Annotated in this window: 20 protein-coding genes and 1 pseudogene; 7 read left to right on the top strand and 14 right to left on the bottom strand. The window is 68.0% G+C overall.

What is annotated here, in order from left to right:
• Nucleotides 1-17: 17 nt before the first annotated feature.
• Together I1A62_RS31730 and I1A62_RS31725 are read right to left on the bottom strand one after the other, a co-directional pair.
• Nucleotides 18-779: an ESX secretion-associated protein EspG gene (locus I1A62_RS31730; protein ID WP_219456228.1), complete on the bottom strand. Its 762-nt coding sequence runs from the start codon at nucleotides 777-779 to the stop codon at nucleotides 18-20.
• Nucleotides 776-1,939: a hypothetical protein gene (locus I1A62_RS31725; RefSeq protein WP_219456227.1), complete on the bottom strand. Its 1,164-nt coding sequence runs from the start codon at nucleotides 1,937-1,939 to the stop codon at nucleotides 776-778. The genes I1A62_RS31730 and I1A62_RS31725 overlap by 4 nt, the downstream gene beginning before the upstream one ends.
• Nucleotides 1,940-2,068: 129 nt before the next feature.
• Between I1A62_RS31725 and I1A62_RS31720 the strand changes: the two genes are divergently transcribed.
• Together I1A62_RS31720 and I1A62_RS31715 are read left to right on the top strand one after the other, a co-directional pair.
• Entirely contained in the window at nucleotides 2,069-2,827 is a 759-nt protein-coding gene (locus I1A62_RS31720) for a LamB/YcsF family protein (RefSeq protein ID WP_219456225.1), read from the top strand.
• Complete coding sequence (locus tag I1A62_RS31715) at nucleotides 2,827-3,447, top strand: allophanate hydrolase subunit 1 (protein WP_219461531.1); 621 nt, start codon at nucleotides 2,827-2,829, stop codon at nucleotides 3,445-3,447. Before I1A62_RS31720 ends, I1A62_RS31715 begins: the two co-directional genes overlap by 1 nt.
• 45 nt (nucleotides 3,448-3,492) lie before the next feature.
• Here I1A62_RS31715 and I1A62_RS31710 read toward each other — a convergent pair whose 3' ends face one another.
• From I1A62_RS31710 to I1A62_RS31680, 7 genes are all read right to left on the bottom strand, one after another.
• A complete protein-coding gene (locus I1A62_RS31710) occupies nucleotides 3,493-4,446 on the bottom strand; it encodes a PDR/VanB family oxidoreductase (protein ID WP_219456223.1) in 954 nt (317 codons plus the stop codon).
• Complete coding sequence (locus I1A62_RS31705; protein WP_219456221.1) at nucleotides 4,427-5,452, bottom strand: aromatic ring-hydroxylating dioxygenase subunit alpha; 1,026 nt, start codon at nucleotides 5,450-5,452, stop codon at nucleotides 4,427-4,429. The genes I1A62_RS31710 and I1A62_RS31705 overlap by 20 nt, the downstream gene beginning before the upstream one ends.
• A 19-nt stretch (nucleotides 5,453-5,471) precedes the next feature.
• Nucleotides 5,472-6,242 (bottom strand): SDR family NAD(P)-dependent oxidoreductase, encoded by a 771-nt coding sequence (locus tag I1A62_RS31700; protein ID WP_219456219.1) that lies wholly within the window; start codon nucleotides 6,240-6,242, stop codon nucleotides 5,472-5,474.
• Nucleotides 6,239-7,744 carry a C45 family autoproteolytic acyltransferase/hydolase gene (locus I1A62_RS31695; protein ID WP_219456218.1) on the bottom strand — a complete coding sequence of 502 codons (1,506 nt, stop codon included), beginning with the start codon at nucleotides 7,742-7,744 and terminating at the stop codon, nucleotides 6,239-6,241. The genes I1A62_RS31700 and I1A62_RS31695 overlap by 4 nt, the downstream gene beginning before the upstream one ends.
• Nucleotides 7,741-8,580, bottom strand: a complete 840-nt coding sequence (locus tag I1A62_RS31690) for a polysaccharide deacetylase (RefSeq protein ID WP_219456216.1) — start codon at nucleotides 8,578-8,580, stop codon at nucleotides 7,741-7,743. The genes I1A62_RS31695 and I1A62_RS31690 overlap by 4 nt, the downstream gene beginning before the upstream one ends.
• A gap of 192 nt (nucleotides 8,581-8,772) precedes the next feature.
• A complete protein-coding gene (locus I1A62_RS31685) occupies nucleotides 8,773-10,260 on the bottom strand; it encodes an APC family permease (RefSeq protein WP_219456214.1) in 1,488 nt (495 codons plus the stop codon).
• Between the two features lie 115 nt (nucleotides 10,261-10,375).
• The gene (locus tag I1A62_RS31680) at nucleotides 10,376-11,755 is read right to left on the bottom strand and encodes an aspartate aminotransferase family protein (protein ID WP_219456212.1); all 1,380 of its coding nucleotides are present in this window, start codon (nucleotides 11,753-11,755) and stop codon (nucleotides 10,376-10,378) included.
• Nucleotides 11,756-12,045: 290 nt separating this feature from the next.
• On the opposite strand from I1A62_RS31680, the gene I1A62_RS31675 reads away from it, so the two are divergent.
• Nucleotides 12,046-13,572, top strand: a complete 1,527-nt coding sequence (locus I1A62_RS31675; protein WP_219456210.1) for a gamma-aminobutyraldehyde dehydrogenase — start codon at nucleotides 12,046-12,048, stop codon at nucleotides 13,570-13,572.
• 2 nt (nucleotides 13,573-13,574) lie between these two features.
• On the opposite strand, the gene I1A62_RS31670 is transcribed toward I1A62_RS31675, so the two are convergent.
• A complete protein-coding gene (locus tag I1A62_RS31670; RefSeq protein ID WP_219456208.1) occupies nucleotides 13,575-14,036 on the bottom strand; it encodes an Lrp/AsnC family transcriptional regulator in 462 nt (153 codons plus the stop codon).
• A gap of 253 nt (nucleotides 14,037-14,289) precedes the next feature.
• Between I1A62_RS31670 and I1A62_RS31665 the strand changes: the two genes are divergently transcribed.
• A complete protein-coding gene (locus I1A62_RS31665) occupies nucleotides 14,290-15,783 on the top strand; it encodes an APC family permease (RefSeq protein ID WP_219456207.1) in 1,494 nt (497 codons plus the stop codon).
• Between the two features lie 62 nt (nucleotides 15,784-15,845).
• Here the strand turns inward: I1A62_RS31665 and I1A62_RS31660 are convergent, their stop codons facing one another.
• From I1A62_RS31660 to I1A62_RS31650, 3 genes and pseudogenes are all read right to left on the bottom strand, one after another.
• The gene (locus I1A62_RS31660) at nucleotides 15,846-19,103 is read right to left on the bottom strand and encodes an NAD-glutamate dehydrogenase domain-containing protein (protein WP_219456205.1); all 3,258 of its coding nucleotides are present in this window, start codon (nucleotides 19,101-19,103) and stop codon (nucleotides 15,846-15,848) included.
• Between the two features lie 129 nt (nucleotides 19,104-19,232).
• Nucleotides 19,233-20,621, bottom strand: a complete 1,389-nt coding sequence (locus I1A62_RS31655; protein WP_219456204.1) for an aspartate aminotransferase family protein — start codon at nucleotides 20,619-20,621, stop codon at nucleotides 19,233-19,235.
• A gap of 20 nt (nucleotides 20,622-20,641) precedes the next feature.
• Nucleotides 20,642-22,185: pseudogene (locus I1A62_RS31650) on the bottom strand (CoA-acylating methylmalonate-semialdehyde dehydrogenase).
• A 139-nt stretch (nucleotides 22,186-22,324) separates the two neighbouring features.
• Here I1A62_RS31650 and I1A62_RS31645 point away from each other — a divergent pair.
• Both I1A62_RS31645 and ald read left to right on the top strand, forming a co-directional pair.
• Nucleotides 22,325-23,932: a PucR family transcriptional regulator ligand-binding domain-containing protein gene (locus tag I1A62_RS31645; protein WP_219456202.1), complete on the top strand. Its 1,608-nt coding sequence runs from the start codon at nucleotides 22,325-22,327 to the stop codon at nucleotides 23,930-23,932.
• Nucleotides 23,933-24,145: 213 nt separating this feature from the next.
• Nucleotides 24,146-25,252, top strand: a complete 1,107-nt coding sequence (gene ald / locus I1A62_RS31640) for an alanine dehydrogenase (protein WP_219456201.1) — start codon at nucleotides 24,146-24,148, stop codon at nucleotides 25,250-25,252.
• Nucleotides 25,253-25,258: 6 nt separating this feature from the next.
• Here ald and I1A62_RS31635 read toward each other — a convergent pair whose 3' ends face one another.
• Complete coding sequence (locus I1A62_RS31635) at nucleotides 25,259-25,948, bottom strand: ZIP family metal transporter (protein WP_219456199.1); 690 nt, start codon at nucleotides 25,946-25,948, stop codon at nucleotides 25,259-25,261.
• 47 nt (nucleotides 25,949-25,995) lie between these two features.
• On the opposite strand from I1A62_RS31635, the gene I1A62_RS31630 reads away from it, so the two are divergent.
• Nucleotides 25,996-26,877 carry a biotin-dependent carboxyltransferase family protein gene (locus I1A62_RS31630; protein WP_219456197.1) on the top strand — a complete coding sequence of 294 codons (882 nt, stop codon included), beginning with the start codon at nucleotides 25,996-25,998 and terminating at the stop codon, nucleotides 26,875-26,877.
• The last annotated feature ends 1 nt before the right edge of the window (nucleotide 26,878 follow it).

Here is a 26,878-nt window from a genome sequence, read left to right as displayed (position 1 = left end):
CGCCGGCGCGTGGCAATCTACCAACCGCGGGCACCGACCGAGCCTGCCCGAGGCGTCGTACCCACCCTGATCAGGGTGTCGAGCGAGGATACGAGCTGGTCGGGACCTGCCGGGTGCGCGGCGGCGGGATCGTGCGGGCCGATCAGGTAGCGGCCGTCGCCGGCGATGTCGATCCACTGCATGACGCCGACGTCGCGGCCGGTGCCGTAGCGGGGGCCTCGGAAGACTCGGATCTGGCCGCGGCCCGCGTATCCCTTCTGCACGGCGGATTCGAGTCTCGGGACAGGAGCCGCACGGTTGACCTCCTGCAGGATTCCCTGGGAGAAGTGGGCGTCTTCTTCGTCCCGCCGCTGGAACCGGCGCCTGCCGGCGGCGTTCTGCGGGATGAGGCCGACCAGTTGCGCGCCCAGTTTTCCGGCCTGCCCGGCGCCGATCACCACGTCGCCGCCGATTTGTGGTGCCCGGCCGGGAAGTTGTGACGCGATCACGACCCACTGCCGGTGCTGGGCACCGATGATGCGGATCGGTGTCTCGTCGACGGTGGAACCGGAGACCTCGACATACACGTCGGGCTCGGCGAGCACGCCCAACGCCGACTTCACGTCGTCGTGCTCGGCTCCCGCGAACGCTTCTCGTATCCGGTTCTGCTCTGCCACATAGGCGTTGAGCCCGGGATGCGCGCTCACGATCCGGAACGGGTACGGGACGCGGTCCTGTCCGGTGCCGGCCCACAGTGCGTCGAACAGTTCGGGACGCAGCCGCCAATTGCGCATGCTCACGCGCCGATCACCGGCGGCGAGACGAGGGGCAGCTTGCCGATCAGCTCGTTGCCGTTGTCGAGGGTGATCAGGTAGTCGGGTGTTTTGTGTTCCTTGTCCTCGCCGCCGCCCTTGGCAGCCCCCGGGGCGCCGCCCATCATTCCGCCCGGGCCGGTGCCACGCATCCCGGCGCCGGTGCGACCACCAGCTGCAGCGCCCGTGACCCCGGGCGGCATGGAGCCCGGCCGGGCTCCGGCCCCCGCCCGGCTACCGGCGCCGACTCCGTTCGCGCTTCCGAGCCCGCCGACGCCGAGTCCGCCTGCTCCGGCGCCCCCGCCCGCACCGGCACCCGCGGATCGTGAGCCGACGCCCGAGGACGAATCGGCGCCCGGCGGCACGGCCGATCGGCTCTGGGCTGCCTGATCACCCGTTACCGAGGCCGGAGCCGTCGCCGCCGGTGCGGTGACCGACGACGGCGCGGTGTCCGCATTCTGCTGCGTGCCGTCCGCTGCGGGAGTACCTGGCACAGCGGATGCGTCACTGTCGGGTGCGGCTCCGGAATTCGGCTGGCCGGCGCTCGGTCCCCCGAAGCGATCGCTCGAGCTGGGGGCGCCGCTCGAGTAGTCGACGCCGGGCGCGGACGGACCCGAAGGAACATCGACCTTGCTCTCCGGTCTCGTGAACGACGGGACGTTGCCGTCCGAAGTCGCGAGCCCCGGGTTGTAGATCGTGGCCATCTTCTCGCGCGCCTCGCCCTCGCGCCGGTAGTACTCGTCCTCGGTGTCCGTGTCCCAGGGCGTCAGCTTGTCCCACAGTCCGGTGCCGATGGTTTCGGGGACCTGCGACCGCAGCGACGCGACCGTCTCCGCCAGTGGGGTCAGCGCCGCCGCCACTCCGTGAAGTTGATCCTGTGCCTCCGGCGCGGACGTCGAGTACCGCTCGGTCTCGGCGTAGGCCGCCGACGCGGCCGCCCCCTGCCAGCTCTCGCTGATCGTCTTCTGGATCGCGTCGCTGAACTCGACGATCGCGTCGTGGGCCGTCGTCCCCAGTTCGGTCCAGGCTCGCGCGACGCCGCTCAGGTGCTCGACGTCCATGCCGGCGACCGCACTCGCGATCCTCGCGTGGTCCCACTGGTCCGAGTGGAAGTTCTCGGGATCCTTGATGTATGCCGGGTCGGTCACGTTTCCCCCTCCGATGGCGCGGTCCGCCACACACGGTCAATTGTTCTGACGCAGCAGGACCCTCACCGGTTCCGCCCGCCCCCGCGAGAGAATCTACAAGACGGCCCTCGGAACCCTAATATCGAATATGTGCCGGCAATCGATCTGAACAGCGACCTCGGCGAAAGCTACGGCGCCTGGACCCTCGGCGACGACGTCGCGATGCTGAAGCTCGTGACCAGCGCCAACGTGGCCTGCGGTTTCCATGCGGGCGACCCCGCAACACTGCTGGCCTGTTGTTCCGCGGCGTCCGAATTGACGGTCCGGATCGGCGCGCAGGTGGGCTACCACGACCTCGCCGGGTTCGGGCGCCGGTTCATCGACGTCACACCGCGCGATCTGACGGCCGACGTCGTCTATCAGATCGGCGCCCTCGACGGTCTCGCCCAGGTTTCCGGGTCCGCGGTGGCGTACGTGAAACCGCACGGCGCGCTGTACAACGCGATCGTGCACCACCGCGAGCAGGCCCGCGCGGTGGTCGCGGCAGTGACCGCATACGACGACACGCTTCCGGTTCTCGGTCTACCCGGTTCGGTGTTCCTGGAGGAGGCCGAGAAGGCCGGACTGCGGACGGTCACCGAGGCATTCGCGGACCGCGCGTACACGCCCGAGGGAACGCTGGTGCCCCGCACGACGGACGGCGCGGTCCTGCACGATCCGGCGGTCGTGGCGGAGCGGGTCCGCAGACTCGTCGTCGATCACACCCTCGAAGCGGTCGACGGCACCGTCCTCGCGGTCACCGCCGAATCCGTCTGCGTCCACGGCGATACGCCCGCCGCCGTCGAGATGGCCACCGCCATCCGGTCGTTGCTCGACGCCGAGGGCGTCACGGTGGAGCCGTTCGTATGATGCGCATCCTCGACGTCGGAGAAAGCGCGATCCTCGCCGAGTTCGAGGATCAGGGCACCGTGCTCGCGCACTTCCGTGCTCTGGACGACTCCCGGCCGCCCGGGGTCCGGGAGGTGATCCCGGCGGCACGCACCATCCTGGTGCGGTTCGACCATGGCGCGACCAGCCGCGACCGCGTCGCCAAGTGGGTGCGGAGAACGGAACCGGCGGCAGCGGTCGCCGAGGACGCCCCGGAGGAGGTCCGGATAGCGGTGCGCTACGACGGGCCCGACCTCGAGGACGTGGCCGAGCTGACCGGGCTCGGTGTCGACGGCGTCGTCGAAGCTCACACCGGAACGCCGTGGACGGTGGCGTTCTGCGGCTTCGCCCCCGGTTTCGGTTATCTCACCGGCGGTGCACCCGCATTGCATGTGCCGCGCCGCGCGACGCCCCGAACCTCGGTCCCCGCCGGGACCGTGGCGCTCGGAGGGGAGTTCACGGGAATCTATCCCCGCTCCTCGCCCGGCGGATGGCAACTCATCGGGACGACGGACGAACCGATCTGGGATGCCGGGCGCACTCCCCCTGCCCTGCTCCGTCCCGGCGTCGTCGTGCGCTTCGCGCCCGTGAGTACTTATTAACCGCCCGCGGTTAATAAGTACTCACGGGTGGCGGAGCCGCCCCCGTCACAGGTCCAGGACCAGACGATCACCCCTCGCCCGGGACACGCAGATCATCATGCTGTTGCATTGCGCGCGTTCGCTTTCGGTGAGGAGGTCGTCGCGGTGGTCGACGTCGCCGCTGAGGACCTTCACCTCGCAGGACCCGCAGATGCCCATCTCGCAGGACGACGGATGGTCGATGCCGGCGTCGCGGACCGCTTCGAGCACCGTCTGGTCGGGGCGCACCGGGACGACCTTCTCGCTGCGGGCCAGCCCGACCTCGAACTCACCACTCGACTCGACTGCGGGGGCGGCCGCGGCGAACCGTTCGAGGTGGAGGTCGCCGACACGACCCGCCTGCGACATCCGTTCCACCAGCGCGTCCATGAGCGGTGTGGGCCCGCAGCAGTAGACCGCCGCCTCCGACGAGGACGCCACGACGGACGCCAGATCGAGGTGACCGTCCGTGTCCTGCGGCACCAGCCGCACCGCGGACGGGTCCAGTTCGCCCACGAATGCGAAGTGCTCGGCGGTGCGTGCGCCGTACACCAGTTCCCAGGTTCGACCGCGGCGCTGCACTTCGCGGATCATCGGCAGCATCGGGGTGATGCCGATGCCGCCGGCGACGAAGACGTACCGGTCCGCTTCTGCCAGTGCGAAGTTGGAGCGTGGCCTGCCGATCTCGATGAGGCGGCCCGGACGCAGCTCGCGATGGACCTCCACCGACCCTCCCCGGCCTGCGGGCAGTTCGAGGACGGCGATGCGGTAGCGGGACGCGTCCGCCGGGTCGCCGCACAGCGAGTACTGCCGGATCGTGCCCGACGGCAGGTGCACGTCGACATGCGCACCCGGTTCCCAGACCGGCAGCTCGCCGCCGTCGGGGCGGGCGAATTCGTACGACGTGATCGACTCCGCCTCCCAGCGGGCGGCGACGACACGCAACCGAAGGGTGTGCGTATCAGACGAACTCGTTGACATGACTGCCGTCCTCGACGCGGTTCATCAGCTCGATGAACGACCGCCGGTAGTTGAGGGTGAACAGATCGGCGGGCACGGAGAATTCCTGGAACTCCGAATCCCACGGGATTTCACGGGGTTCAATGAATTCGACGATCGGGATGTCCTCGAGGTACACCATCTCCTCGACGCGCAGGCACTCCTCGAGGTCCGCGCCGCGGTAGCCGACCTCGTTGGCGACGCCCCAGAAGATCTTGACGTGCTCGTAGTCGATCGGCGACGGGAACCCGGCGACGACGCGGCGTCCCAGCTTCTCGTAGTGATACGTGATGGACGCGAGACCCGGTGCGGAGCAGCGGTACCGCATCATGCAGTTTCCGTCGTTGGCCCAGTCGCCGGTGCCGGCGTCGAGGGGCCGGTCCATCCAGACGTCGAGGCCGTCCCGGTTGACGTTCAGCGGTTCGACGACCTCCGGGGTCGGGCCCATCGACACCTTGTGGACGAACGGGAAATGCGCGACATCGCGGAAGTTCTCGATCGTCACGCCGACCCCGACCGACGAGTCGATGGGTTCGGCGGCAAGCCATTCGAGGTCGAGGCCCTGCCACTCCTCGATCTCGTACATGTCGCGGATCGGGTCCTCGAGCACCGTCCAGACGTGGCCGAACCGTTCGACCACGGGGTAGGTGGCGATCGAGGCGCGCGGCGGGATCTTGCCCTGATCCGCCAGGGACGGGATGCGGCTGCAGTTGCCGTCGGTGCTGGAGAATTCCCAGCCGTGGTACGGGCAGCCGATCGAATTCCGGTGCACTTCACCCATGGACAGGTCGCCGCCGCGGTGCGGGCAGCGGCGGGACTGCACCGAGATCCGCCCCTCGCCGTCGCGGTAGATCACCAGGTTGACGCCGAGAAGTGTGGCCGTCTGGGGCTTGTCGAGGTCGCAGAGGCGCGCGACGGGGAACCAGGAGCGGCGCATCGACGCTTCGGCCAGTTCGCTTTTGGTCGGGGTGGGGATCGAGGTGGTCACGAGGGTCCTTTCGGGGAGTTCAGGCGCCGACGACGAGCGCTCCACCGTTGACCGCGAGGGTCTGACCGGTGATGAAGGCGGCTCCGTCGGAGGCGAGGAAGGCGACGGCCGCGGCGATTTCGTGGGCGTCGCCGAGACGGCCGAGGGGGACGGCGGCGAGTTCTTCGGCGTAGACGTCGTCGGGGACCATCCGGGTGTGGATCGCGCCCGGGGCGACGGCGTTGACGAGGATCTTCTGCGAGACGAGTTCGGAGGCAAGCGCCTTCATCAGACCGAGTTGCGCGGTCTTGGACACCATGTAGCCGTAGGAGTGACCGTCCGGCACCTGCCCCCACTGCGAGGAGATGAAGATGACGCGCGGGGCCTCGCTGCGGGCGAGGAGCGGTGCGGCGGCGCGGGTGACGGCATACGGCCCGAGGACGTTGACATCCAGGTAGGGCCGCAGGTTCTCGACGGGTGTGTCGCCGAGGGTCTTCCAGTCGTGCATGATGCCGGCGTTGTGGACCAGGATGTCGAGCCGACCGAAGTTGTCGTTCGCGACGGCGACGACGCGTTCGCCAGCGTCCGGTGCGGTGACGTCCAGCTCGAGGCATTCGACGCGGCGGCCGGTGCTGTCGCGGATCTCCTTGGCGACCGTCGACAGCTCCGCGGCGTCGAGGTCGGCGACGATCAGGTCGGCGCCGCGGGCCGCGAGGGTCCGGGCATGTGCGGCTCCCATGCCACGTGAGGCACCGGTGACCAGTGCGACGCGGTCGTCCAGCCGGACACCGGGAATCGCGGTGAGATTCATGCTCCGGCCCCCACTGTGTGCGGCTCGGTGACGTACAGCATGTTGCCGTCGGGGTCGAAGAACGGACGGTACTGGTACCAGGTGCCGCTGGGGTGCTTCCACTGGATCCGCTCGTCGACCCATTCGACGCGCCCGTCGAGCGCGGCCTCGGCCTCGTCGAGGCTGTCGACCTCGAACGCGATCGAGTCGTAGCCGGGTGCGTTGTCGGGGTTGACCGCGGTGCGGCGCGGAGCATGTTCGCCCACTTCGGATTTGAAGATATAGAGCGTCACGTTGCCCATGTCGATCGCCGCCCATTCCTCGTCCTTCTCGTAGGGGAGGTGGAAGGGCAGCCCGAGGACGCCGTGGTAGAACGCCACGAGTGCGTCGACATCGCGCGTGAGGATGTCCATGTTGTCGATGCGCTTCAGTTTCAGCACGGTGTTCTCCTTGGTCGGTGCCGCGAAATCGGCAGGAATGGTGCAGGGCCCACCGGAATGGGCGGTGAGGGTTCCGTTCTCGACGTCGAGCGAGACGGTCGCGAGGGTTTCGAAACGCGACGAAGCCGGCAGGGCCGGGTCGACATGGCAGCACGTCGCCCCTCCGCCGAGCAGATGCGACGTCATCGCCTCGACAACCGCGGGTGCGTCGATGTCCGGCCGGCCGGCCAGTCGACGGCGGAGCAGGTCGAACCGGATCACGGTGTCCGGTCCGTTCCGGAGTTCCGTGTCGTGCAGGTTCGCCGGGCTGCTGAGGAAATGGTTGGTGTGGACGAGCAGGCCGTCGTGGTCCGGCAGCGCGTATCCGATCCCACCGGGGTTGAGTTCGACGCTCACGGCCGCCGATTCGCCACCGGCGCTCGCAACGAGCGTCAGCGACGTCGACGCCGTGACGTCCGCCTGCGCGAGCCGGACGAGCGCGTGGTTGAGGTCGCGCGACTCGTCGAGCACGGCACGGGCGAGCACGTGCACCGGGACGCCGATCCCGTTTCCGTCCCCGGTGTGGTGGAGGATGTTGAAGTGCACGCCCAGGCCGCGGTCGTTGACGCCGATCTTGCCGACGATGCCGTATTCGGTGACGGTGGTGCTCACGTGACCGTTCTCGTGCGGAATCTCCCAGACGAGCCACAGGTCGGCGAGTTCGGCGAACCAGTCCCATGCCTGCACGGAAACCGGCGGCGCCCCGTCCCGGAGCCTGACGACCGTCGAGCACTCACTCGGCGTGGTCGAGCCCACCGCCGCAAGCACTTCGGTACGCGCATTGATCGCCGCGACCGCGGTCACGGGCAGACCGGCGCCGTCCGCGATGCCGGCGATCTCGTCGGCGAGTGCGGGCGCGGCCACCGTGGTCCGCTCGAGGGCGAGGGTCCCCCAGTGGTCCAGGTCGACGGCCGAACCGGCGGCACGGTCGAACAGCCGCTGGTACGCGGCCACCGACGCGCCGACCTGTTCCGCGTGGGCACTGCCGAACTCGTAGCCGCGGTCCCACGGCCGGGTCTGCGTGGAGCGGAACCGGCGGGTCACGACGCCACCTGCAGCAGTCGCGGCGCCACCAACTCGGCGACCTCGTCGAGGCGGGCGAACCACACGTCGCCGGATTCGGCCATGTGCGCCACCACCTGCTCGAACTGTGCGAGCCGGTAGGGGCGTCCGATGACCTCGGGATGCATGGTGAAACTCGTGTGCCGACGTTCGGCGCGGGCGGACTCGAATTCGGCTGTCCAGCAACGGCACAGTTCTTCGGGGTCGGCGACGTTGCCGCCGCCGTCGATGTTCCAGCCGAAGCGCGGCCAGTCGTCGAGCGACCAGTGCACGGGCAGTTCGAGGATCTCGAGGCCGTCCCAGGACTCGACGTACGGGCGGTCGTCGCCCATACAGCTCGAGTCGTACAGGAATCCGCGCTCGACGAGCAGAGCGAACGTCTCGGGGGTGAGTTCCCAGGACGTGGAGCGGTATCCCCGCGGCCGCGGGACGCCGAGCCGTTCGAGCGTCTCGAGGCCCTTGTCGATCTCGTCGATCTGCTGCTGCTCGCTCACCTTGTCGCTGCGCAGGTGCAGGTGCCCGTGGTGGCCGATCTCGTGCCCCGCGTCGAGCAGGCTCTCCACCATCGCGGGGTGATGCTCCGCGGTGTGCCCGGGGACGAAGAACGTGGCCGGGATGTCGTAGCGGCCGAGCAGATCGAGGATGCGCGGCACTCCGCGCGTGACGCCGTAGCGGCCCTCGGACAGGATGGTCAGACGGCGTGCATACTCGTCGCCCTCGCCGAGCCAGCCGGCCTCCGCGTCGACGTCGAAGGTCAACGACACCGCGGCGGCCTTGCCGCCCGGCCAGTCTGCGGTGAGAAAGTCCTGAATCGTCAAGACACGCTCCTCTGATTGCGCCGCTTCGGCGGCGGATGGGACCCGATGCTGCGCATTTCGGCGTCCAATGGGGATTGATTCAACGCTTTGCGTGTTGCAGACCACATTAACAGCGCGCAAACCGACACACAACCCCGGAGCAACTGAAACTTTGCGTCGAACTGCGTCGGCCTTGCTGCGCATTGCGCAGCGTCAGTCGCCGGCCTGCGGTTCGCCGTCCCGCAGCGCCGCGTAGGCCGCAGGGCGGGACCGTCGCATCCGCAGGGCGACGGCCACACCGGCGCCGTACGCGGCGAGCACCAGGCCTCCGATGATCAACGCGCCCAGCCGATCTCCGATGAGGAGTTCGAAGTTGGTCACGACGAGAGCGACCACCGCGAGCAGACCGAGGATCGCGAGCGACGGTGCCGCGACCGTGTGCCACCGGCGTTTGTCGAGATCGTGCGTGCGGAAGAACACGATGACCGCCAGGTTGGTGAGCGCCATGAGCAGAACGATCCCGAGCGTCGCCGCACCGGACAGCCACGTGTAGGCCTGAGTGATCGGATCGATGCCGCTGACCGCGACCACCGCGAGCAGCACTCCGGAGATCGCGGTCAGGGCGATCGACGAGCGCGATGGCGCCCCGTACTTCGGGCTGACCCGGCCGAGCGCCGACGGCAGCACTCCCATCGCGCCGAGCGTGAACTGGTATCGCGTGATGACGTTGTGGAACGACAGGACGCACGCGAAGACGCTGGTCACCACGAGAAGCTGCATGATGTCGTGCACGACCGGCCCGGCGTACCGGGTGGCGAGGTCGAACACCATGTTCACGGGACCGTCCGACGCCGTGTCCACCGCATCGGTCACACCGGCTCCGACGACCACCGCCCACGCGGACAGCGCGTAGAACGCCCCGATCGACACGACCGCGACGTACGTTGCGCGCGGAACGGTGCGGTCGGGGTCGCGCGCCTCGTTCCGGAACACGGCTGTGGCCTCGAACCCGAAGAAGGCGAAGAACGCGAACATCAGACCCAGCCCGGGCGAGCCGTCGAACACCGTGGCCGGCAGCAGAGGGGCGCCTGTCAGACCTGCTGCGCCGCCCTTGACCAGGATGGCGACGTCGAGCACGACGACGATGAGTACCTCCGCGACCAGGAGCACTCCGAGAACGTTGGAACTCAGCTCGATGTCGCGGTACCCGAGCACGGAGACGATCGCGAAGGCGGCGAACGAGAACACCCACCAGGGGACGTCGACATGCAGGTACTGCGCGGTGGCGTTGCTCGCCGCCACCCCCTGATAGGAGTAGACGGCGATGAGGAGCATCGAGTACGACACGAGCGCCAGCAACGCGGCACCGAGCCCGTTGATCCGTCCGAGCCCGGCCTGCACGTACGAGTAGAACGCCCCAGCGTTGCGGACGTGCCTGCTCATCAGCGTGTACCCGACCGCGAACAGGGTGAGGATGACGGCGGCGATCAGGAAGAACAGCGGCGCACCGATGCTGCCCCCGAACGCGATGACGATGGGTACCTGGGCGGCGACGACGGCGAGCGGTGCGGCGGCGGCCACCACCATGAAGACGATGGCGCCGACGCCCAATCCGCGGTTCAGGGGATGCATGCCCTCGCCGCGATCGGCGCCGTCCGGGCCGGCACCGCCGTTCGCGGACAGCGAGGAGTGGGAAGTCATGATTCTGCCGTTCTCGTGAGAAGGGGCGATGCGCGTGTGAGGCGCACCGGCAACACGAAGGCGGCACCTCGACGCCGTTGTCGAGGTGCCGCCTTCGTGCATGGGACCCGTTGCGTTACAGCAGGGTCCAGGCTTCGGTGAGGACGCTGCGCAGGATGTTTTCGATCTCGTCGAATTCGGTTTGCCCGCAGATCAACGGGGGTGCGAGTTGGATGACCGGGTCGCCGCGGTCGTCGGCCCGGCAGTACAGGCCGGCGTCGAACAGGGCGGTGGAGAGGAATCCGTGCAGGATCCGTTCGGCCTCCTCGTCGCTGAAGGATTCCTTCGTGGTCTTGTCCTTGACCAGTTCGATGCCGTAGAAGAAACCCTCGCCGCGCACGTCCCCGACCATCGGCAGGTCCGTGAGTTTGTCGAGGGTGGCCCGGAACGCCGGGGCCTGCTCGGCGACGTGCGCGTTGAGGCCCTCGCGTTCGAAGAGGTCCAGGTTCGCCAGCGCCACCGCCGCGGAGACCGGGTGCCCGCCGAAGGTGTAGCCGTGCGCGAACATCGACGTCCCGTCCGCGAACGGTTCAAACAACCGGTCGGAGGCGATCATCGCCCCGATCGGCGAGTACCCCGACGTCAGGCCCTTGGCGCAGGTGATGATGTCGGGGACGTACCCGAAGTCCTCGCACGCGAACATCGACCCGATCCTCCCGAACGCGCAGATCACCTCGTCCGAGACGAGCAGCACGTCGTACTCGTCACAGATCTGCCGGACCCGTTCGAAGTAGCCGGGCGGGGGCGGGAAACAGCCGCCGGCGTTTTGCACCGGTTCGAGGAAGACGGCGGCGACGGTGTCGGGGCCCTCGAATTCGATGGCCTCGGCGATCCGGTCGGCGGCCCAGATCCCGAACGCCTTCGGATCACTACCGAGGGGGTCGGGGGCGCGGTAGATGTTGGTGTTCGGGACCCGGAACGCGCCGGGAGTCAAGGGTTCGAACGGGGCCTTGAGTGCGGGGATGCCGGTGATCGCCAGCGCGCCTTGGGGGGTGCCGTGGTAGGCGATGGAGCGGGAGATGACCTTGTGTTTGCCGGGTTTGCCGACCTTCTTGAAGTACTGTTTGGCCAGTTTCCAGGCGCTTTCGACGGCCTCGCCGCCGCCGGTGGTGAAGAACACCCGGTTCAGATCGCCGGGGGCGTAGCCGGCGAGGCGTTCGGCGAGTTCGATGGCCGGTTCGGTGGCGTAGGACCAGAGCGGGAAGAACGCGAGTTGTTCGGCCTGCTTGGCGGCGGCCTCGGCGAGCTCTAGGCGGCCGTGCCCGGCCTGGACGACGAACAGCCCGGACAGCCCGTCGAGGTAACTCTTGCCGGTGGAGTCGAAGATCCGGGCGCCGTCGCCGCGGGTGATGATCGGCGGGGTGACGTTCTCCCCGTGCCGGGAGAAATGCCCCCACAGATGGCGGCGAGCGGACGCTTCGAGTCCGGTCGTGGTTCTTTCGGTGACCGCAGTCATCGTAGTCCTCAATTATGTTTCGGTTCAGTCGAATTCGGACTGGTCCAGCGTCAGAGGTCGAATCCGGGCCGATCGCCTCGGCAGGCCGTCGAACGCAGAGGTCCGATCCGGCATGCGTCAATCGTGACGCCTTCTGCCCGCGAATTCAAGTAGCAAGTTGATAATTTTTGACGCAATGCGCAGTAGATGTTGCGTTTTTATGACTTAATTCGTGGCGACAGGTAGCCAACACGAGTGCGCTCTTCTACTGTGGGTGAATCTTTTTCTCGCCCCCGCCTTGGAGTGATCTCATGACCGTGTCGGTCCCTTTTCCGCCGTCCACCTCGCTCGACCTGCCGGCCACCGTGCCCGGCTGCTGGATCTCCGGATCCCCGGCCGAGGGCTCCGGCGCCGTTCACCGCATAGTCGATCCGGCGACGGTCGCCCCCATCACGGCACTGACCCTCGCGACCGCCCGGGACGTCGACGCCGCTGTCCGGTCGGCGCGTGCCGCCTTCCCCGGCTGGTCGGGTGCCGCCCCGGCCGAGCGCGCAGCAGTTCTCACCACCCTTGCCCGCGCACTCGAGCGCGACGCGGAACTGTTCGCCCGCGAAGAAGTCGCGCAGACCGGCAAGGCAATCCGGCTCGCTCGCGAGTTCGACGTCCCGGGCAGCATCGACAACATCGACTTCTTCGCCGGAGCCTCCCGCAACCTCGAGGGCAAGGCCGCCGCGGAGTACTCCCCCGACCACACGTCGAGCATCCGGCGTGAAGCCGTCGGCGTCGTCGGGTCGATCACGCCGTGGAACTATCCGCTGCAGATGGCGGTGTGGAAGGTGATCCCGGCGCTGGCCGCCGGATGCACGGTCGTGCTCAAACCGAGCGAGCTCACTCCGCTCACCACGCTGCGTCTCGCCCGGCTGGCCACCGAATCCGGGCTGCCCGACGGCGTGTTCAACGTGGTGACGGGTACCGGCGCCGAGGTGGGCGCTGCGCTCGCCGGACACCGCGGAATCGACGTGCTGACCTTCACCGGGTCGACCGCCGTGGGCCGCACGGTGATGGCGCAGGCATCGACGAACGGCACCCGCGTGCAGCTGGAACTGGGCGGCAAGGCCCCGTTCGTCGTGTTCGACGACGCCGATCTCGAGGCGGCCGTGCACGGCGCGGTGGCGGCGTCGCTGATCAACGGCGGCCAGGACTGCACCGCGGCGACCCGCGCGATCGTGGCGGACTCGCTGTACGACGAGTTCGTCGCCGGGGTGGCCGCACTGATGGAACGGGTCGTGGTGGGCGATCCCTACGACCCGGACACCGACCTCGGATCGCTGATCACACTCGCGCACCGCGACCGGGTCGACGGCATGGTGCAGCGCGCCCGCGCCGCCGGTTTCCGGATCGTGACCGGCGGATCCGCCCCCGACCTGCCCGGAGCGTTCTACCTCCCGACCCTGATCGCCGATGTCACCGAGGATGCGGAGATCTACCGCGACGAGGTGTTCGGACCGGTGCTCACCGTGAGCCGTCATTCGGGCGACGACGACGCGATCCGCCGCGCCAACGACACCGACTACGGTCTCGCCGCGTCGGCATGGACGACGAACCTGTACCGCGCGCAGCGCGCATCACGGGAGATCGACGCGGGATGCGTGTGGATCAACGATCACAACCCGATCATCAGCGAGATGCCGCACGGCGGGGTCGGCGCGTCCGGCTTCGGCAAGGACATGTCCACGTACTCGTTCGAGGAGTACCTGACCGTCAAGCACGTCATGAGCGACATCACCGGAGTGTCGCGGAAAGCGTGGCACCGCACGGTGTTCGGCGCGGCGCAGTAGGACTACTCCTTCGAGGGCGTGCCGTACCGCAGCTTGTGCACCTTCAGGATCGAGATGGTCTCCGTGGTGCGCACGCCCTCGATGGTGCTGACGTACTGATTCAGGAAGGCCCACAGTTCCGCGTTGTTGGCGGTGCCGACCTCGACGCAGATGTCGCTCCGCCCCAGCAGTGTCGAGACGTACGTGATCTCGGGCATCTCGGTCAGCGTGTCCACGACGGCCTGGTGCCTGGCTGGGTCGACGGTCAGGAACACGAGAGCCAGTTGGGAGTCGCCGAGCCGTTCGGGATCAGCGAACGCGACGATGCGCAGGATGTTCAGGTCCTGCAGACGCTTCACGCGGGCCCGTACCGTCGCCTCGGACGAGCCCAGGTTGCGGGCGATTTCCCGGAACGCTCGCCGTCCGTCGTCCTCGAGTTGCCGCAGGATCGCGCGGTCCAGTTCGTCCAGAGTGTGCTGAGACATGGACCGACTCTATCCAGAACGACGAGATCAGTGGCGTTGCGGGCAAGAATAGCTGCATTTCGTGGATGTTAAGCGTGATTGAAGACGCATTGCGAGGGCAATTTCATCTTGTGCGACGCATTGCGCGGTGTTAGTGTCTTGAATCACATACTTGCGCCGGCCTGTCGGCCTCCACCCCACTCGACTCGAGTCGCCGAGGGCCGCATTCTGAATACACACACTGCGCCGACAAGGCCCAGAACTGGAGAATCCCGTGAGCTTGCACGATTCCTTCGCCGACGACCACACCTATGAGAAGAACCTGCGGTGGTGGGACGGCTTCACCATCAGCCTCTCCATCCCGGCCGCACTGTTCGTCGGCATGGGCTACGCAATCGGCCTGATCGGTGCCTGGACGACGCTCGTCCTCCTCGGCGCCGTCGCCGTCCTGGCGTGCCTGCAGAATTTCATCTACTCCGAGATGGCCAGCATGTTCGTCGACAAGGTCGGCGGCATTTCCATGTACGCCCATCAGGGCTGGCGGACCCGCTCGACCCTCGTCGGTCCGCTCGCGACCTACGGCTACTGGTTCTCGTGGTCCAGTTCGCTGGCCATCTACGGCCTGCAAATCGGGAAACTGGTCCAGGCCGAGTGGTTCCCGGAACAGACGTGGACGTTCTCCACGGGCCTGGCCACCATCGGACTACCCCACGTCATCGCGCTGGGCGTGCTGTTCATGGGCTGGGGACTGAACGTCCTCGGGATGCGTCCCGCGATGTGGCTGATGTACGCGACCGGCGCCCTCGTCCTCGTCCCCATCGTCGTCTTCGCGGCCGCTCCGCTCCTGTCCGACAGCTGGTCGATGAGCAACCTGCACTGGGACATCGCCGCCAGCGGCGAAGCGGGATGGCGCACCGCGATCGCCTGGATGTTCGTTCTCGCCTGGTCGGTCTACGGCATCGAGGCGGTCGCCTCGTTCGTGCCGGAGTTCCGCGACACCATCCGCGACAGCCGAATTGCGTTGCGACTGGCCGGTTTCTTCGTCATCGCCGTCTACATCCTCGTCCCGTTCGGCGTCGGCGGACTCGTCGATCAGGCGGACGTCGCCGAGAACCCCGTCTCCTTCTACCTGACCGTGTTCGAGAGCCTGTTCCCCGGCGGCGACATCGTGATGGCGATCTGCCTCATCGCCGGCCTCGTTCTCCTGATGGTCATGACCACCGCCGACGGCGGACGCGTGCTCCACGGCAGCGCCCGGGAGGGGCTCACCGTCAAGCAACTCGGTGAGCTCAACCGCTTCAAGGTTCCGGGGCGCGCGATGTCGCTGGATCTGCTCGTCAACGTCGTCCTGATCCTGTTCGTCGGCGAGGCCCTCGCCGTCATCGTCGCCGGCATCGTCGGCTACCTCATCTGCCACATCCTGTCGCTCACCGGCTTCCTCAACCTGCGCCGCGACGAACCGGACGCCCATCGCCCCATCAAGCTCGGCAAGCAGTGGGTGTACATCGCCGGCATCCTCGTGGTCGTCGACACGATCATGGTCGTCGTCGGCGCTCTCAGCGCCTCCATCACCGGCTACGGCAGCACGAAGGAACTGATCGTCGGGGTCTTCGTCCTGTCCCTGTCGATCGTGCTGTACGCCTACCGGCGCGTCGTGCAGGACGGTCAGCCGTGGGTCTGGAAGGAGCCGGCGTCCGCCGTCGAAGCCGATTTCGTGCCCGACGACGAGGACGACGCCCCCACCGCCGATCCGGCACGCACCGTATAGCTCCACCTGTGAGTACTTGTTAACCGCCCGCGGTTAACAAGTACTCACAGGCGCGAAGCGCATCAGGCCATGGACCGCACGTGGCGCGCCGCGACCGACAGCGATGCGAGGTCATGGGTGGACGCGGTGTCGATCTCCCCCAGCGTCCGTCGAGCTCGCTCGATCCGGGCGCTGTTCGTCTTCTCCCACAGCAGAATCCGGGAGTCCGCCGAATCACCGGGCTCACCCGAGGACAACACGTCCCGGGTCAGGAGCCGGACGGAACGGTACAGATCGTCCCGCAGCGCCACCCGGGCGAGCGTGTGCCACCGTTCGCCGCGCGGAAGGGCCGACACCTTGATCAGCCAGCGATCCACGCCGAGGTGATCGGAGAGGGCGAAGTAAAGCGACGCCACCTCGGCAACGTCGCGTCCCACTTCTCGTGCGACGTCCACGATGTCGAGCAGACTGAACCGGTAGAGGCCGTCGGCGATGCGCCGGGCAATGAACGTCTCCACGCCCGCCTCGTGGTAGACGCGGCGCGATTCCTCCATCGCCAGCGCCTCGGCTCCGCGCAACCATCCGCCGACGTCACCGGAATGCGTGTGGACGGCGCGCCGGAACTCGTCGATCTCGGCGTCCACCGACAGCGGCTGACGTCGGTTGGCGAGGAACCACCGCGACGCCCGGTCGAGCAACCTGCGGGCCTCGACGACCAGTTCGTACTCCGTCGCCGGCGGCAGTTTCGCCGCGGCGATGTCGGACCAGAGTTCCGCGAGCCCGAACACTTCCGACGTGATGACGAACGCGCGCACCACATCCGCGGGCCCGACCCCGGTCTCTTCGCGCAACCGATGCGCATAGGTGAGCCCGCCGCGGGCGAAGATGTCGTTCACGATCTCGGTGGCGAGGATCTCCTGACGGAGGGGGTGCGCGTCGACGGGGAGGACGGAGCGCAGTGCAGCCGGGAAGTATGCGCAAAGCCGTCCGGAGAAGTACCCGTCGGAGAAGACGTCCGAATCCTCCAGTTCCGCTTTCAGATCCAGCTTGGCGTGCGCGAGGAGGGTCGCCAGTTCCGGTGAGGTCAGCCCGAGCCCCGCCTCCGACAGTTCGGTGAAGCCGTCGGCGGTCGGCAGCGCCTCCAGTTCGCAGTCCAGGCCGCGCTTGTCGACCAGGTCGCCCACCATCCGTGCGTGCACGTCCACCATCCGGTGGGCGTTCGACCGGGCGTCGCCGAGAACCCTGTTCTGTGCGCGATTGTTCGCGAGGACGAGTTCCGACACGTCGTCGGTGAGCGTCCCGAGCAGGTCCGAGCGCCGGGCCTGGTCGAGCCGCCGGTCGACCGGCAGCGAGTCGAGCAGGATCTTGATGTTCACCTCGTGGTCCGAGCAGTCCACGCCGGCCGAGTTGTCCAGTGCGTCCGTGTTGACACATCCACCCGTGCGGGCGAATTCGATGCGGGCGAGCGCGGTCAGGCCCAAGTTGCCGCCCTCGGCGACGGCCCGTGCACGCAGCCGGCCGGCGTCGATCCGGACGTAGTCGTTCGCCTTGTCTCCCGCGTCCGTGTGTGACTCCGACGAGGCCTTGACATACGTCCCGACGCCGCCGTTGAACAGCAGATCCACCGGGGCGGCAAGGATGGCGCGGATCATCTCCGGCGGCGTCAACGTCGTCACCGACGGCGCCAGTCCGAGCGCCGCCCGCATCTGGCTGCTCACCGGAATCGACTTGCTCTCCCGCGACCACACACCCCCGCCCGCACTGATGAGGGTCCGGTCGTAGTCGGCCCACGACGACCTCGGCAGCTCGAACAGCCGGCGGCGTTCCTGGAAGGCCTGCTCGCGGCCGGGAGTGGGATCGACGAAGATGTGCCGGTGGTCGAACGCGGCGACCAGCCCGATGCCCGACGTCGCCAGCATGGCGTTGCCGAACACGTCGCCACTCATGTCGCCGATCCCCGCCACCGTGAACAGGTCACCGTCGACGTCGATTCCGAGTTCGGCCAGATGCCAGGTGACGCTCACCCAGGCACCCTTCGCGGTGATGCCCATCTTCTTGTGGTCGTAGCCGACCGAACCGCCGGACGCGAACGCGTCCCCGAGCCAGAAGTCGTATTGCCGGGCCACCTCGTTGGCGGCGTCGGAGAACGTGGCCGTGCCCTTGTCCGCCGCCACCACCAGGTAGGGGTCGTCGCCGTCGCGGCAGACGACGCCGTCCGGGTGCACCGATTCAGCTGTGTCCGAACGGTTGTCGGTGACGTCGAGCAAGCCGGAGATGAACTGCCGGTAGCAGTCCAGGCCGGTGGACGACGGATTGCGCACGACGAAACCGCCCTTGGCGCCCGCGGGTACGATCACGGCGTTCTTCACCCCCTGCGCCTTGACGAGTCCGAGGATCTCGGTGCGGTAGTCGTCGGGTCGGTCGGACCAACGGAGGCCACCGCGCGAGACGGGTCCGTATCGCAGGTGCACACCCTCCATGTCCGGTGAATACACGAAGACCTCGTAGAACGGCCGCGGCCGCGGAAGTTCGTCGATCTCGCCGGAGCGGAATTTCAGCGACAGCTGGGGCCGCGCCGGACCGAGCGCTCCGTCTCGATAGAAGTTGGTGCGGGTCGTCGCCGAGACGAGATTCACGTACGCACGCAGGATCCGGTCGGCGTCGAGGCCCTCGACCTCCTCGAGCAGTGATTCGACCGTGGCTCGGCGGGTTTCGACGTCGTCGGTGGAATGCCCGCGCGGATCGAAGTGCGCGTGGAACAGACACACGAGCGCAGACGCGAACTCGGGACGCGACAGCAGCACCGCCTCGATCCGGCCCTGGTCGTAGGGCAGAGCGCTCTGCCGCAGGAAGCGTGCGTAGGCGCGCACGAGCACGACCTCCCGCCAGTCCAGACCGGCGGCGAGTACCAGCACGTTGAACCGATCCGCCTCCGCCCGGCCCGACCACATCGCCCGGAACGTCTCGACGACGGCCTCGGGTTCGACGGATCCCGCGGCCATCGCGGACGCGACGAGCGGTCCGGCGGACACCCGGAAGTCGTAGAGCCGGCACACCAGTCCGTCGGCCCGGCGGAATACGGACGTCCGCTGGTCGTCGACCTCGAGGTCGAGACTCCCGAGGAGGCGGAGCACCCGCTCGAGCGACACGGTCGAACCGCCGCTGTAGAGCGTGACCCGGAACTGCGGATTCTCACCGGTTCCGGCGGCGTCGACGTGCAGGTCGAAGGCGTCGGCGGTCAATCGGTCGAGGATGGCGACGTCGGGAACGAGCGGTCGATCCCGTTCTTCGACATAGTCTTCCGGCAGGGACGGGGCGAGCGTGGACGAAATCGAGCTCATAGATTCTCTCCGTTGAGATCCGGGCGCCGAGTGGTTGTCGTGGAAATGAGAAAGATCCGCCCCGCGGGCGCCATTGACCGCGGGACGGATCGAGTGTCGGGACACGGGTGTGTCGTCGGACGGGGTGTGTCAGGAGTTGCGGTGTGCGTCCGCGATCGCGAGAACCGAGTCGAGGATCGCAAGACCCTCACGGACCTCGGCCTCGGTGACGGTGCACGGCGGCACCGCGTGAAGGCGATTGAAGTTGGCGAAGGGCAGCAGTCCACTTGCCTTGCACGCCGCGATCACCTCGTTCATCGCCGGACTGGACGCGCCGTACGGGGCGAGCGCTTCCTTCGTGGCACGGTCGGCGACGAGTTCGATCGCCCAGAACACGCCGAGCCCGCGGACTTCACCGATCGACGGGTGCCGGTCGGCGAGGCCACGCAGTCCGGGACCGAGGAGCTCGCTGCCGATCCGGGCCGCGTTCTCGACGATCCGCTCGTCCTCCATCGCAGTGATCGTCGCGACCGCGGCGGCGGTGGCCAGCGGATGTCCCGAGTAGGTGAGTCCGCCCGGATACGGCCGGTTCGCGAACGTCGCCGCGATCTTCTCGCTGATCGCGACACCGCCGAGCGGAACGTAGCCGGAGTTGACGCCCTTCGCGAACGTGATCAGGTCGGGTACGACGCCGAAATGGTCAATCGCGAACCACTTTCCGGTCCGGCCGAACCCCGACATCACCTCGTCGGCGATGAACACGATGCCGTAGCGGTCACAGATCTCGCGGACGCCGGCCATGTAGCCGGGTGGGGGCACCATGATCCCCGCGGTCCCGGGAACCGATTCGAGCACGATCGCCGCGATCGAGTTCGGCCCCTCGAGACGGATCAACTGATCGAGGTGCTCGAGCGCGCGCTCGGTTTCCTGCTGGTCGTTCTCCGAGTGGAACTGCGAGCGGTACAGGAACGGTCCGTGGAAGTGGACGACTCCACTATTGCCGTAGTCGTTGGGCCACCGGCGCGGATCTCCGGTGAGGTTGATCGCGGTGTCCGTGCCACCGTGGTACGAGCGGTAGCGGGAGAGCACCTTGTACCGGCCGGTGTGCAGGCGGGCCATCCGCACGGCGTGCTCGTTGGCGTCGGCGCCACCGTTGGTGAAGAACACCTTGTTCAGATCGCCCGGGGTCCGTTCGGCGATCAGCCGCGCGGCCTCGGAGCGGGCGTCGTTCGCGTACTGCGGTGCGATGGTGCACAGCTTCGCGGCCTGGTCCTGAATGGCAGCAACGACTTTGGGGTGCTGGTGCCCGATGTTCGTGTTGACCAGCTGGGACGAGAAGTCCAGCATGCGGTTCCCGGCGCCGTCCCACACGTACGAGCCCTCGGACGCGAGGATCGTCATCGGTGTGATCTGCTCCTGCGCGGACCACGAGTGGAACACGTGCGCGCGGTCGAGCGCGTAGGCGCGCTCGCCCTCGGCACGGGCCGCGTCGAGGGGCTGACCGGTGGGCAGGAGTTCCTGGGAGACTGTCGTCGTCATGACCGTGGGTCCTTTCCTGCTCAGTTGTTCTGGGGGAAGCCGAGGTTGATGCCGCCGTGACTCGGGTCGAGCCAACGGCTGGTGACGACCTTGCCGCGGGTGAAGAAATGGACGCCTTCGACGCCGTGGGCGTGGGTGTCGCCGAACAGGGAGTTCTTCCAGCCCCCGAAGGAGTAGTACGCGGTCGGGACCGGAATCGGGACGTTGATGCCGACCATCCCGACCTCGACCTCGTTCTGGAACCGCCGTGCCGCGCCGCCGTCGTTGGTGAAGATCGCGGTGCCGTTGCCGAACGGGCCGGAGTTGATGAGTTCCAGGGCCTCGTCGTAACTCTCGACGCGGATGACCGACAACACGGGTCCGAAGATCTCGTCGGTGTACACGGACATGTCGCTGGTGACGTGGTCGATCAGGGTCGGTCCGAGCCAGAACCCGTCGGCGCCGCCGTCGGCCTGCACGGTGCGCCCGTCGACGACGATGTGGCCCCGGCGGCCTCGCCGGCGTCGATGTAGGAGGCGACCTTGTCGCGGTGCACCTTGGTCACCAGCGGGCCCATGTCGGAGTCTTTGGTGCCGTCGCCGATCTTCAACGTGTCGGTGCGTTCGGTGATTTTGGCGACGAGTTCGTCGGCGATGTCCCCGACCGCAACCAGCGCGGAGATGGCCATGCACCGCTCACCGGCGGATCCGAAACCGGCGTTGACCATGGCGTCGGCGGCGAGATCCAGGTCGGCGTCCGGGAGGACGATGGCGTGGTTCTTCGCGCCACCGAGGGCTTGGACGCGTTTGCCGTGGGCGGTGCCGGTGGCGTAGACGTACTGGGCGATGGGGGTGGAGCCGACGAAGGAGATGGCCTTGACGGCCGGGTTGGTGAGGAGTTCGTCGACGGAGGTCTTGTCGCCTTGGAGGACGTTGAAGACGCCGGCGGGGAGTCCGGCTTCGGCCCACAGTTCGGCCATCCAGATCGCCGCGGTCGGGTCCTTCTCCGACGGCTTCAACACCACCGTGTTGCCGGCGGCGATCGCGACGGGGAAGAACCACATCGGGACCATCGCGGGGAAGTTGAACGGGGAGATGATCGCGACCGGGCCGACGGGCTGGCGGATCGAATGCACGTCCACGTTCGTCGACGCGTTCTCGGTCATGCCGCCCTTGAGCAGGTGCGCAATGCCACAGGCGAATTCGACGACCTCCTGGCCGCGGGACACCTCACCCAACGCGTCGGAGACGACCTTGCCGTGCTCGGAGGTGATGATCTCGGCGAGTTCACCCTTGCGCTCGTTGAGCAGTTCCCGGAACTTGAAGATGATCTGCGTCCGCTTTGCGAGAGAGGTGTCGCGCCACCCGGGGAACGCGGCGGCGGCCGAGTCGATGACCGCGCGGGCGTCCTCGACACTGGCCAACGCGACCTCACCGGTGACGGCACCGGTCGCGGGGTTCGTGACCGGGGCGGTGTTCCCGCTGGTGCCCGCGAAGCTCTTGTTGTCGAACCAGTGCGAGATGATCCGGCCTTCGCCGGAGTGCGAGATCGTTCGGGTCTGCGCGGCGCCGTCGCTGTGTGTCATGAAATGGGTGTCCTTACCGAGAGAGCGGATACCGGGGCGATCCGCACGGATCGCGTGATGCCTCCACTCTGGTCGGTGAACCAGCCCCCAGACCCCGACGATCTGTATAGCAATCCGCCTTCTGATTTACACTGCGTAAATGCTGCCCACGATCGTCGACATCCTGGCGCTCCCGGTCGTCCAGGCCGGAACGCCGGAGGTGATCGGCGGCGGACCACTCGACCGGCCGGTGCGGTGGGTGCACGTCAGCGATCTACCCGACCTGTCGAACCTCCTCCAGGGCGGCGAACTCGTGCTCACCACCGGGCACCCCCTCGCGGACGACTCGTCGAGCGTGGAATACCTGGAAGGACTGGCCGCGGCGGGCGCAGCGGGACTCGTCGTGGAACTGGGCGTCCACGTCGACACGGTCCCGGAAGGTGTGGCACGCGCGGCCGACAGACTGTCGTTCCCCGTGATCGCACTGCACCGTCAGATCAAGTTTGTCGAGGTCACCGAGGAAGTGCACCGGTCGATCGTCGCGGAACAGTACGAGGAGGTCGCGTTCGCACGGCACGCCCACGAGGTCTTCACCGACCTCAGCATGAAGCGGGCGTCGCTCGGCGAGATCGTCGACGCCGCCGCCGGCATGCTCGGTGCCCCGATCGTGCTCGAAGATCTCAACCGGCAGGTGCTGGCATTCGCGGCACAGGGCATCGCGACGGCGGACCTCCTCGCCGAGTGGGAACGCCGGTCGCGGCTCACGCCCGTGTCGCATCAGACCGCGGTCGACGGTCCCGAGTCGTGGACGACGACGCCCGTCGGCGCACATCGGCAGGAATGGGGACGACTCGTCGCCCCCCGCCCCGTCGCCGCAGAAGGTCGCGCGCGGATGACCCTCGAACGCGCGGCCCAGGCGCTCGCACTGCATCGCATGGTCGAACAGGACCGGACCGCGCTCGAGCAGCAGGCCCAGAGCGGGCTCATCGACGAACTCCGCCGCGGACGCATCCAGGACGAGGCGGAGGCGACCGCACGCGCCCACGCACTCGGTCTCCGGCCTGCACTGACCTACCTACCGATGACGGTCCGGGTAAGCGAAACCGCAAGCGCCGACCAGGTTCTCGCGCAACGACGCCGCGTCGCCATGCTCGACGCCGTGCGTCACGCGGTCCGGACGTCGCGGCAGACGGCGCTGACCGCGAACACCCGGTCCGGGCAGATCGACCTGCTCCTGTCCCATCCGCCGGCGTCCGCACCCGGCGCGCTCACCGAACTGTGTCGGGCGATCCGCGCCGCACTCACCCGGCTCGACGGCGTCCTGCACTGCACGATCGGCGTCGGCCCCGAATCGACCCGGCTGCTCGACGCCGCGGGCGGCCTCACGGAATCCGCGCACATCGCCGACGTCGCGCTGTCGTTGCCACCGGACGGCAAGGCCTTTCACCGGGCAGCCGACATCCGGTTGCGCGGGCTCCTCGCCCTGATCCGGACCGATCCGCGGGTGCAGGCGTTCGCCGAAACCGAACTACGCGGCCTGCTGGAGCATCGGGCGCGGCACGGCGGCGACAGCGTCGACGTCCTGCGGAGCTTCCTCGAACTCGGCGGCAACAAGACGGAACTCGCGAAGCGGCTCCACCTCTCGCGCCCCACGCTCTACGCGAAGCTGGCCACGATCGAGCGCCTGCTCGGTGTCGACCTCGACGACGCCGAGTCCCGGACGTCGCTGCACACGGCCATGCTGATCCTGCAGCTCCGCCGCCCGTGAGTACTTATTAACGTAGGGCGGTTAATAAGTACTCACGGGGCGAAGCCACTGGCCGAACATCGTTCGACGAGAACCGGCTCAGGGTGCCGACATCCGAATAGTCGCGAGCCGGAACCCCGATGTTGAGAATTATCTTCAGAACTGTTGGCATGAATGATCGCTTTCTTCACTATTGGCACCTACCAATCGAATTTCCAACAGCACGGAGTTCTCATGAAGATCGGCATCCCCCGTGAAATCAAGAACCACGAATACCGCGTGGCCATCACCCCCGCCGGTGTCCACGAACTTGTCGGCCGCGGCCACGAGGTGATCATCGAAACCGGGGCCGGCGTCGGCTCGTCCTTCGCCGACGCGGACTTCAAAGCCGCAGGCGCCCAGATCCTCCAGGCCGCCGACCAGGTCTGGGAGAGCGCCGACCTTTTGCTGAAGGTCAAGGAACCCATCGCCGAGGAATACCCCCGCCTGCGCCAGGACCAGGTGCTGTTCACCTACCTGCACCTCGCCGCATCCAAGGAGTGCACCGACGCCCTGCTGGCGTCGAAGACCACCTCCATCGCCTACGAAACCGTCACCGGCGCCGACGGCTCCCTGCCGCTGCTCGCCCCGATGAGCGAGGTCGCCGGACGCCTCGCTCCGCAGGCCGGCGCCTACCACCTGATGCGCCAGGGCGGCGGCCGCGGCGTTCTGATGGGCGGTGTCCCCGGGGTGCGCCCCGCCAAGGTCGTCGTCATCGGCGCCGGCGTCTCCGGCAAGAACGCCATCGCCATCGCACACGGCATGCACGCCGACGTCACCGTCCTCGACCTGTCCATCGCCCGCCTCCGCGAGATCGACGCCCAGTACCACGGCCAGGTCAAGACCATCGTCTCCAACACCCTCGAACTCGAGCAGGCCGTCCTCGACGCCGACCTGGTCATCGGCGCGGTCCTCGTGCCCGGCGCGAAGGCCCCCACCCTCGTCTCCAACAACGTGGTCTCGCGGATGAAGCCCGGTTCGGTGCTCGTCGACATCGCGATCGACCAGGGCGGCTGCTTCAAGGACTCGCGGCCCACCACTCACGCCGAACCCACGTACCAGGTCCACGACTCAGTGTTCTACTGCGTCGCCAACATGCCCGGCGCCGTCCCCCGCACCTCCACCTACGCCCTCACCAACGCGACCCTGCCGTACGTCGTCGCGCTCGCCGACAAGGGCTGGCAGGACGCCGCCGCGACCGTCCCCGGCCTCTCCGAGGGACTGTCCACCCACGACGGCAAGCTGCTGTCCACCGAAGTCGCTGCCGCACACGGCTACCCGGTCGCAACACTGCCCGCCTGAAACAGGCTAGGCGCCGAGTCCGAACGCGACGAGGAACCCGAGCGCGGTGGACAACCCGACCCACCACCCTCCTTCCCGGTACGCCTCGGGCATCAGCGAGTCCGCGAGCACGGCGATGGTCGCACCACCGGCGAACGCCTGGATGGTCGCGATGGTGCCCCCGGAAATGGTGTCGGACACGGCGTCGGCGCCGATCACCACCAGCACCAGCAGAACGGCGGTGGCCACCCACACCGACAGGGCGCGGCCGCTGCTGAAGTGCGGCTGTGACCGCATGGACGCCGCGCCCGCGACCGCCTCGGGCACGTTTCCGACTGCGACGGCGACGAGCAGCACCACCCCGCCTGCGCTGCTGATCGTCACCCCGAGGGCGGTGTTCTCGGGGATGCCGTCGAGCAGCGCGCCGAGCATCAACGCCCAGCCGAGGGCGCCGGCACCGAGCTTTTTCTCGATGAGCCGGTCTGCGACCACGTAGACGAGTGCTCCCGTGAACAGGGCCGCGCCTGCCGTCCAGATCCCCTCGGTCTCGAACGCGGGCTGGAACAATTCGGTGGACACGGCGGCCACCATCGTTCCCGCACCGAACGCCATGAGTGCCGCGAGAACCGGCCGCGGCAGGTCGTAGCGCAGGCCGATGACGGCACCGATCAGCAGGGGTACGGCCGTGCCGAGGCCGTACAGAGTCGCGGTCAACATGGTCGAGAGCGTATCCAGACGACGCGGGGATGCGGGACAATCGGACGATGGCTTGGCTCGAGGTCGTGCGCACCGGACCGTTCACCACCGTGCAGGATCGTGGCCGCCCCGGGTACGCGTCCATCGGTGTCGGCGAGTCGGGTGCCGCCGACCGCGACGCGCACGACAGCGCAAACAGGTTGGTGGGCAACCACTCCGACGCAGCCACCCTGGAGGTCACGCTCGGTGGGCTCGCCGTGCGGGCGACCGGGACCGTCTCCGTCGCCGTCACGGGCGCCCGCAACCCCGTCACCGTCAATTCCAAACCCCGACCCGACTACACGATGCTGCACCTGAACACCGGCGACCTGCTGGAGATCGCGTTCGCGCCGGAGGGGCTGCGCACTTACGTCGCGGTGCGGGGAGGTTTCGACGTGCCCGCGGTGATGGGGAGCCGGTCCACCGACACACTGTCGGGCCTCGGCCCCGGTCCCGTCGCCGAGGGTGACCGGTTGCTCGTGGGTGCGGATGCCGGCGACTGGCCCGCGGACGAGATCATCCCGCCACCCGTCACCCCCGAGAATCCGCTGACGATGCGTGTCCGGCTCGGACCGCGGGACGACTGGTTCACGCCCGCGTCCGTCGACGCCCTTCTCCGCGAGACGTGGACGGTCAGTTCCGACACCAACCGGGTGGGGGCGCGACTCGAGGGCCCGGGAGCGCTGCATCGATCCGTGCGGGACGAGATGCCGAGCGAGGCCATGGTGGCGGGTGCCCTGCAGGTGCCCCCGAACGGTCAGCCGATCCTGTTCCTCGCCGACCATCCGGTGACGGGCGGCTATCCGGTGATCGCCGTGGTCGCCGAGGCCGATCTGCCGATGGCCGCGCAGCTACGGCCCGGGCACCGGGTGCGCTTCCACCGGGTGGTGACGTCGCCGATCCCGAAGTGAT

Origin of the sequence: Rhodococcus sp. USK10 (genome assembly GCF_019378875.1) — a bacterium.
In the GTDB taxonomy this organism is placed as follows: Bacteria; Actinomycetota; Actinomycetes; order Mycobacteriales; family Mycobacteriaceae; genus Rhodococcus_F; species Rhodococcus_F pseudokoreensis.
The sequence above is the reverse complement of the archived record's forward strand: the minus strand, read 5'-3'. Positions and strand labels throughout refer to the sequence as shown.